At 33.0% G+C, this 10,324-nt stretch carries 3 protein-coding genes; all 3 read right to left on the bottom strand.

What is annotated here, in order from left to right:
* Window positions 1–3,335, bottom strand: a 3,335-nt coding sequence (locus Q0733_RS05450; RefSeq protein WP_298779897.1) for a hypothetical protein, incomplete at its 3' end; no start/stop codon positions are given.
* A gap of 1,289 nt (window positions 3,336–4,624) precedes the next feature.
* Window positions 4,625–4,804: a hypothetical protein gene (locus Q0733_RS05445; RefSeq protein WP_298779895.1), complete on the bottom strand. Its 180-nt coding sequence runs from the start codon at window positions 4,802–4,804 to the stop codon at window positions 4,625–4,627.
* 26 nt (window positions 4,805–4,830) lie between these two features.
* Window positions 4,831–10,188, bottom strand: coding sequence for a LamG-like jellyroll fold domain-containing protein (locus tag Q0733_RS05440; protein ID WP_298779893.1), 5,358 nt, complete (start codon window positions 10,186–10,188; stop codon window positions 4,831–4,833).
* Window positions 10,189–10,324 lie beyond the last annotated feature (136 nt).

Below are 10,324 nucleotides of genomic sequence, written 5' to 3'. Positions count from 1 at the left end.
AAAACACCATCATCATCTGCATCTGTACCACCAGATTCTAAAACATCATTACAACCATCGTTGTCTGAATCTACATCAAATTGATTTCCTATTCCATCGTTATCAATATCTTGACATTGAGGTTTTAATGAAAGGAAAAAATTACTAGAATAAGAAGTAGATTGATTAGAATAAACCTGTACTCCAGTAGTAGGGCTATCTGACTCCCAAATAAAACGTCCGCCTCCTGTATTAGTTGTTACACCAGACCCTTCTATAACCTCCACAAGATAAGTATCATTAGTATAACCCGTTGTATATCCGCTATCTAAAACGCTAGAAGTAAAAGTGTACGAAGTACCGTCTAAACTTACAAGCCCTTCTTGAGATCCATCACCTGCAAGATGGGCACCATGCTGAATCTCTACAAAAACAGGTACGGTTCCTGTAAATGTAAAAGTAGTTGGGTCGTTATCTGCTACTGTATAAGTATTAGTTGAAGTTGTATGAAAATTGGTAGCTGTATATATAATAGAACCCGTAGGTAAAGCCCACATATGACTAATATCTGCAGTAACGGTTTGGTTTCTTGCATCTGCTACAGTTAAGCTACTACTATCTGAACTATTTGTAAATTGGCTTGAAAACACAAAATTATAATCATTACATTCATTTGTATCTATAATACCATCATTATCATCGTCATCATCATATTGATTACATATACCATCTCCATCAAAATCATCAGCATCTCCAAAACCGCCTACTGTACCAAGACAAGTAGTATTAACCGTTAAAGTACTTTCTATTGTACCTTCATAACAAACTAAATTGGTGTTTTTTATTACAGCTCTGTATGTTAACCCATTTAAAGCAGTGGTTGCGTTGTTTATGGTTAAAGTTTTACTTGTAACGTTATCATAGGTAGCATCGTTTGCTAAATCTGTAAAAACAGTAGGAGCACCAGTTGAGTTTACTTGCCATTGGTAGGTAAAACCTGCTATAGAATTTGTTGCGCTTGTATAATCTGGCGTAGAACCAGAAAAGGTTGTTGAGCTGTTTAGTTTAGGATTATCACTATCTGCATTTATAGTAACTGTATTGCCAACATAAACAGCGGTTGCTCCTGGGGGGTTGTCTAATACAATTTGACTTGCTACAACTTCGTTACCCGTAAGACCATCATAACCACCAGAACCTGATGTTATTAAGCCATTACTACCCGTTACAGGTAAGGTACCATCTAAAATACCGTCATCATTAGCATCTGTACCCCCAGATTCTAAAACATCATTACAACCATCGTTGTCTGAATTTAAATCGAAAATATTTGGTACTCCGTCATTATCAGCATCACATAAAGCACCCCCTATTGATAACTCAAATTTTTCTCTACCAAGATTCACATTATCAATTGTGGCAATAGATGCACCTTGCAATGTTATAGAAGTTACCCCTTGTGGTAAAGCTATAACAAAATCAAAACCATTATATGAACCTTCACCATTTGCCGCTATTGCCTCTCCTAAATCACCATCATTATCTAAAACAAAAGAGGTACCGCTTGCAAAATTACTAGCTGTATATACCGCTGTAGCTGCAGTAGAAGAAGGGTCATATACATTAGAATTAGTTGAATTTTGAGCATTATTATCTGTAAAAACAGCGTTTTCGTTACCAAACACCGAGGTCCAAGAAAGAGTCCAAACAATAGCATCTGTCATAAATAAATTAGAAGGAACAAGTCTACCAAATTCTACACCACTTATAGGCTCAGAAAAAGTAATGGTTTGAGAAAAAACATCACCTAAATCGAGCCTATTATTAACACCACCTGAAGTACTTAAAAAGTACTCCAAAAAAAAGTTATTTCCAGATCCAACAGGGTCTTTTGCAGTACGAGTTCCTGCAGAAGAAAAAGTAGCAGTTGCTGCATTAGTACCTTCTGTTAAATCAAATACTTTAGAATCTGCAGTAGAACTAATTGTCATATCTACCACGGTGCAGTTATTTTCTACTGTGTCTAAAATACCATCATTATCATCGTCTAAATCACAATCATCTCCTATACCATCAGTATCATTGTCATTAAACAAGGTACTTAAAGCATTACATGAATCACATTCATCAGATTGTACACTGGTATCATAAGCACTTACGTTTGTTTGACCACCGCTTGCTGCGGTAGGCACTCCATTTGCATCTACAGCAGTACCAGTTGTTATGGCACCATTGGTTGCTATGGTAGAATAGGTAAAACCGCCATCTGCCTCTAGAGCATCTGGGCAACCATCGTTGTCACTATCTAAATCAAAATGATCTTCTAAACCATCGTTATCTGTGTCTCTACTTACTGTATCACCAATTACAACTGTACAAGTTGTACTATTAAAATAATTTGAATCTGCATTTCCGTCAATTCCAAAATATCTACCATCTAAACCTGTTTGGTTTTCAAAAACCAATCTAAGAGAAGAACGATTTACATAATTAACATGTACTGCATTCAATTGTGCGTTCGTTATATCTGAACCAGAATTATCTATAGATGGTTCAAATTTAATTTCACCTGCTGTACTAGTATTAACTACAATACCGCCAACACCATTTTCTAGAATATATGAATTAACTTCATTTGAAAACACAGTTAAAGTTTCATCATTTTGATTTACAGCTCCTATTTGATCTAGGTCTGAAAAACGAATAGACGTATTAATATTTATTGGAGTTGTTGTACCAGATTGGTAAAACTCTAACCTCAATGTATAAATAGTACCATCTACAGCTGGACCAATACTAGCATCATCATAAGCTGCAAAAAAATTTAGGAAAGGATTACTAGTAGCATCTTCTACTATAATCGCTACATCTATTGACACCCCATTAAATTGACCTACGTTTGAATATAGTGCTTTTTCTCCGTTACCAACACCATCATTTGCTTCTGTTTGACCATCGTTAGTAACAGTTGGGAACCCAAAAGAAAGATTTGCATAATTAGAAGTTTCTTGAGGAACTGGATCTGTTTCACAGATTTCACCAACGCCTTCATGTACATCTAAAATTCCATCATTATCATCATCATCATCAACATCATTACAAACACCATCTCCATCATAATCATCTGTTGGCTCTACCCCCCCCACTACACCTCCACAGGCAAATACTGCCGAAGTATTAGGAGCGCTGCTTATAGATGAAACTTTATAATCTTTTTCTACATCTGACAAAGACTTAACGTCTTTTACCAAAATGAATGATGAGGTAATAAAGGTTGCAAAAAATAAAAGTAAAAAAGAACTAGTCTTTTTAATACTGTTTGTTTTTAGACTTAAAAACGATACAATGTTCTTCATTAGATATGAATTGATTTTGAAATAACAATATAATACTTAGATATAATTGATTGTATTATAGACACATACTACAATACAACAAAAATAAAAAAACAAAAAAATAGAGATTAAACTACTTGTAATCATCAGAAATAATCTAACTCAACACAAATAATTTACAACCTAATTTTTATAATTTCATTTTCATAGCATTTAAAAATATATAAACTGGGGAAGATTTATTCTAACACAAATGTATGAAATTCCTTTAAAAACTAGGGTGTTTAAAAGCATTTTTCGATGAAAAAGCAAAATGAATCGTTAAATGAATCGACGAAAATCATCCTTTTACACCTCAACGTAAAACTCTGTATTTTAAACGATAAGCTTGAATAAATAGATTAATAAATAAAAAGTATTAAAAATAAAAAAACAATAATAAAAAACTATTTTAAATGAACTGTTTTAAACCTAATTTTAGGTAGTTAAATTTTAACAACTATGGAAAACTAGGAAATGCTTATAAAATTACCTAAAAAGCTTTTATTTTAAAAAAAATAACAAACTGATAATTTTAATTAAAAATAACAACTTGTAACACTAAACAAAATGTTTGATTTTTTAATTATTAAGTTGAAAAAGAAAATAATATTAGCAAAAACAAAAAAACACTCAAAATCTTAATGATTAAGAGTGTTTTTTTTAGTTGGCCTACAAGGACTTCTATATATCTTCAATAAACGTTAAACCAGTTTAAGTAGCTATATACTAGATATAAAGGATAAACTTTAATTTAGTTTAATAAAATTTGATAACTTTGAATTCGAAAAACGTCACCTTTATTGACACCCTTTTAATTCGTGATATTCTATTTTAGCATCAGTTAAATTAAACTACATTGTAAGTAATAAAACTATCTTTTATCCTTAGAAAGAACAAAATAAACAAAGATAACACCATACCTACTCAAGTTAGTATTTGGATTAATGTTCAAAGAATTAGAAGAAATGTTAGTAATGTAAAGACAAAATTAAAAGACTGGAAAAACGAGCGTATAAAACCAAACCTAAAGAAAGAAGCATATAATTATCATATCGAATATAATGATGAATTAGATAAAATTGAAAATAAAGTAAAACTAATTTACAGATATGCGTTATTAAATAATATAACTTTAACCAAAGAGTATGTTATTGAAAAATTAACAGACACCAACTTCTCGACAAAAGATATTGCTCATAATTTTTTCGACTCTTTTCAAGAATTTATAGACACCAATAAAAGCATCAAAGCTATTGGAATTCTTTAGATTAAAAACCAGTTCCTGGATCTTCAGGACTTTGAGCTTGTGCTTTTTGAGGGTTTAGAATCATATAAGTTCCTAAAGCTGTTAATGCAGCATATTTACCATAGTTTCCTATTTTCTTAATTGCATCTTTACGAGTAATTTCTTGCGCTTTATTTTGAGTATTTTCGTTTTGTTTTTTCATGATGCTATGTCTTTAAATTCTCGTTATTATTCTAAAATTATTTTCTTACTCAACTTCCCTTTATCGGTTTGGAGTTGAACGACATAAACACCAGTGGCTAATTTGGGTAAAGTAATATCTTTTATACCATTAGCTACAAATGATGTATTTAATACTTGCTTTCCAAGAATATTAAATAGTTTAACAGAAGTTTTACTGTTCTGTAAACCAACAATTCTTATCGAATTAGTGTTGGTTTTATAAATACTAACATTTTCTAAAGCTATATCTTTTACAGTTAATGCGTTTTGAGAAGTATGTATAAAGAATCTTCCAATTTCGTTTAAAGCAGTTGTTGGAGTAAATTTATAACTACTATTAGCTTCATCTAAACGAGTAAATGTATTTGTTTCTTTATCTTCTATAAATACTTTTATACCTGTTGGTAAATTAAAAGCTTCTGTTGTAAAAGTAATTTCTTTACCAGCTTGTGTATCTATACCAACTGGAATAATCATGTTTTCATAATTGTTATCAGGCAATGCTTGTCTCATAAAATTAATACCATTACTATTTGAAACTAAATGTGTGTATAGATTAAAACTAGAAGATTGTCCAGTAAAGGTACCAACATCGAACCTAGGATCTAAACTTGTTGTTTTATTCGCTAGGTAATTAATTTCTGTTGATTTAGTTTTAGAACCGTCATTAACTATTAATGTTATTTTTGGGTTCGAAGTTCTATAAAAAGTAACTCCGTTTTGGTCGCTCTGCATTGCTTTTGTAAATGTTACAGAAGTAGAAGCTAGATTAGAATTTACAAAGAACCCTTGTCCTGGGTGAATTTGCCCAGTAGTTAAAGGTTGATATTCTCCTGCACCACCATTTGCATTTGCATTCCATACATATACACTTTCATGAGTATCTGTTAATGGAGTTGTGTTGGCCGCTAAAAAAGTTGCTATATTAACATGAGCAGGAAAAGGGTTTCCAACCAATGTCCATTTGTTTTCATTTGCATTACCAATATTACTTGCAGTAATATCAGGGTTTATTGGGGCAGCAGGAAAAGTACCTGTAAAAGCATAATTACCAGCACCTGTTCTTTGCATAGAATAGCCTATTCCAGAACCAAAAGTGGTAGCACCACCTCCGTTTTGGAAATAGACCCAATCTCCATCAGCATCACTTGTATTAATATAAGTAGATACTGCTTCATTAGGTAAATTGGTATTAATATTATTTGCGGTATTCCAAGTGTCATCAAATTGTTCTCCAGCTACAGGAGAAGATACTAAATGCCAATTGGTATCAGCTACATTTACATTATAAATAAAACTCCCATTTACTGTAGCTGTTCCATCAATAATTAAAGAACCTCCACTTTCTACAGTTACAGAAGAACTAGCATCTATAGTTATGTTATTTGCAATTGCTCCTGTACTTGAACTTATAATAGGTTTATTACCAACATTAGGTATTACTAAATTATCTGAAGCTGTAGGTATAGAACTAGGGTTCCAATTACTAGCAGTAGCCCAATCTGTATTTGTTACACCTGTCCAACCTTTTCCAGTTGTTGTAAAAGTTGCAACAGTTCCGTAACTTGTTCCTTGTCCATTTATAGCATATGCGTTAAAAGAATATTGAGTACCTACTACTAAACCTGTAATAGATTCTGAGAAAACTCCTGTTCCAGTTCCGTTTGTATCTTGCGTTACATTTGCACCACCAATTGTAGGGTTTGCATTATCTGATGTTTTAGAATATACAATACCTCTATCTGTTACTGCATCTCCACCATCTGCAGTTACATTACCTGCTAAAGTTACAGAAGTATTGGCAATAGAACTTGCAGTTGTTGTAGTTACTGATAGTGGTGGTAGAAATTTCATCACCGTAGTTTTATTATTATTTCCACCATCTTGATACGCCACATATGCTGTTCCTGAACTATCAAACCCTAAACTTTGATAAGATGCTATACTTGCAGAAAAACCAGCTATACCTACTGGCAACCAAGAAGTTCCATTAAATTTCATCACTGTAGTTTTACCACTATTTCCACCATCTTGAAAAGCCACATAAGGTGTTCCTAAACTATCAAAACTTAAACTTTGATAAGTTGCGGCACCTGCAGAAAAACCAGCAACACCTACAGTTTCCCAAGAAGTACCATTAAATTTCATCACTGTAGTTTTATTACTATTTCCAGCATCTTTATACGCTACATAAGGTGTTCCTGAGCCATCAAAACCTAAACTTTGATATAATGCAGTACTTGTAGAAAAACCAGCAGTACCTAAAGTTACCCAAGAAGTTCCATTAAATTTCATCACAGTAGTTTTATTACTATTCCCACCATCTTGATACGCTACATAAGGCGTTCCTGAACTATCAAAACCTAAACTTTGAAAAGTTGCAATACCTGCAGAAAAACCAGCAACACCTACAGTTTCCCAAGAAGTACCATTAAATTTCATCACCGTAGTTTTAAAACTATTTCCAGCATCTAGATATGCAACATAAGGCGTTCCTGAACTATCCAAACCTAAACTCTGATATAATGCAGTACCTGCAGAAAAACCAGCAGCACCTACAGTTACCCAAGAAGTTCCATTAAATTTCATCACCGTAGTTTTACCATTATTTCCACTATCTTGATACGCTACATATGGTGTTCCTGAACTATCAAAATCTAAACTTTGATAAGTTGCAGCACCTGCAGAAAAACGAGCTGCACCTACAGTTACCCAAGAAGTCCCATTAAATTTCATCACTGTAGTTTTAGAATTAATTCCAGCATCTTGATACGCTACATAAGGAGTTCCTGAACTATCCAAACCTAAACTTTGATAATTTACATTACTTGCAGAAAAACCAGTTGTGCCTACAATTTGCCATGTTTGTACATTAGTAGTTGTAAAAGTTGCAACTGCTCCATAACTTGTACCACTTGCATTAATAGCATAGGCTTTAAAAGAATATTGAGTACCTGCGACTAAACCTGTAATAGGTTCTGTAAAAACTCCTGATCCTGTTCCGTTTGTATCTTGCGTTACATTTGCTCCACCAATTTCTGGGTTTGCATTATCTGATGTTTTTGCATATACAATACCTCTATCTGTAACACTAGCTCCACCATCTGAAGTTATATTACCTGCTAAAGTAGCAGAAGTATTGGCAATTACACTTGCAGCTGTTGTTGTTAGTGTGGGTGTTATTGCTAAAGTTGTAAAAGTTGCAACTGCTCCATAACTTGTACCACTTGCATTAATAGCATAGGCTTTAAAAGAATATTGAGTACCTGCTGCTAAACCTGTAATAGATTCTGTAAAAACTCCAGTTCCAGTTCCGTTTGTGTCTTGAGTAACACTTGCACCTCCTATTTCTGGGTTAGCATTGTCTGATGTTTTAGAATATACAATACCTCTATCTGTTACTGCATCTCCACCATTTGCTGTAACATTACCTGCTAAAGTAGCAGAAGTATTGGCAATAGAACTTGCTGCTGTAGTTGTTACTGTAGGTTTTGATTTAATTGGAGAACCAGAAAGCCAATTAGATGTACTACCAGTTAAAGCAAAATTAGTTAGTGTACCATTATAATTATTAACACTATTATCTGTTAAAGTTATAATTGAGCTATTATTTGCTCCTCCAGCACCTTGATTAAATTGATAATACGCTAGTAAGCCTGTTTCTGTATTGGATATTTCTTGGCCTTTATTTGCTAAAATTTCTGCAACTGTTCTTACCTTGCTCCAAATACGTACTTCATCTATATCTCCATTAAAACTTTGGTTATTTGCATTACCTCCTATAGTAAGTTTATCTGTTGTTAAAGTTCTAAAACTTGCACCTGTTTCTGCTTTGGTGTTTTTTAAAACACCATCTACATATATCTTCATATTAGTTCCATCCCAAGTTCCTGATACATGTTGCCATGTGTTTGTAGCAACTTCACCAACTGCTGACACAGATGTATAACCACTACCATGATCAATCCAAAAAACATAATTAGCACCATCTCTTCTTAATAAAAATTGCATTCCTGAATTAATTGAAGGATAATCGTGATTCCCAACAATAATACCCAAACCTGCAGTTGTGGTAGTTCTTACATTGGCTTCTACCGTAAATGTATTAATACCATCTAACACCGTATTTATAGAAGTACCCATATCTACAATATCATTTACACCATCAAAGTTTAGATGTGTTGCTGGTGGTGAAAATTTCATAACTGTAGTTTTATTACTATTTCCACTATCTAGATACGCTACATAAGGTGTTCCTGAACTATCAAAACCTAAACTTTGATAAAATGCCCAACCTGCAGAAAAACCAGCAGTACCCACAGTTTCCCAAGAAGTTCCATTAAATTTCATAACTGTAGTTTTATAACTATTTGCATAATCTTGATACGCTACATAAGGAGTTCCTGAACTATCAAAATCTAAACTTGGATAATTTGCTATACTTGCAGAAAAACCAGCATTACCTACAGTTTCCCAAGAAGTTCCATTAAATTTCATCACAGTAGCTTTATTACTATTTCCATAATCTTGATACGCTACATAAGGAGTTCCTGAACTATCAAAACCTAAACTTGGATAAGGTGCAGCACCTGCAGAAAAACCAGCAGCACCCACAGTTTCCCAAGAAGTTCCATTAAATTTCATCACAGTAGTTTTAGAATTATTTCCATCATCTTGATACGCTACATAAGGAGTTCCTGAACTATCAAAACCTAAACTTTGATAATATGCAGCACCTACAGATAAACCAGCAGCACCCACAGTTTCCCAAGAAGTACCATTAAATTTCATCACCGTAGTTTTATCACTATTTCCATTATCTTGATACGCTACATAAGGAGTTCCTGAACTATCTAAACCTAAACTTTGAAAATATGCATGACCTGCAGAAAAACCAGCATTACCTACAGTTTCCCAAGAAGTTCCATTAAATTTCATCACTGTAGTTTTATAACTATTTCCATAATCTTGATACGCTACATAAGGAGTTCCTGAACTATCAAAATCTAAACTTTGATGAAGTGTACCACCTGCAGAAAAACCAGCAGTACCCACAGTTTCCCAAGAAGTTCCATTAAATTTCATCACCGTAGTTTTACCACTATTTTCAGTATCTTTATATGCTACATAAGGTGTTCCTGAACTATCTAAACCTAAACTTTGATAAGATGCATTACCTGCAGAAAAACCAGCAGTACCCACAGTTTCCCATGTTTGTGCATTACTAGTGAATGCGAAAAGAAAAATTAGTAATACTTGTAATTTGTATTTTAACTTTTTAAGATTTCTATTTTTGGGAATTTGGGCAGTTATGCTATTGCTATACGTAAAAAAAATTATACTAGTTTCTTTTATTTTTTTCATAATACCTTTAGTTAGATTAGCTTTATTTCGATTTTATTTTTTTGTTCTAGGATTCAAAAAATAAAAACTGCTCAAATATGTTTAACTAAAGGTATAATTCAAAAAAAAAGTGAAGCTTGCTTCGTTTTATGTTAAA

It is taken from the genome of uncultured Polaribacter sp. (genome assembly GCF_947500975.1).
Taxonomy (GTDB): Bacteria; Bacteroidota; Bacteroidia; order Flavobacteriales; family Flavobacteriaceae; genus Polaribacter.
The sequence above is the reverse complement of the archived record's forward strand: the minus strand, read 5'-3'. Positions and strand labels throughout refer to the sequence as shown.

Bases quoted from the DNA above. Each gene is read 5' to 3' on its own strand.
- Q0733_RS05445 (WP_298779895.1), bottom strand. From the start codon at position 4,804: ATGAAAAAACAAAACGAAAATACTCAAAATAAAGCGCAAGAAATTACT.
- Q0733_RS05440 (WP_298779893.1), bottom strand. From the start codon at position 10,188: ATGAAAAAAATAAAAGAAACTAGTATAATTTTTTTTACGTATAGCAAT.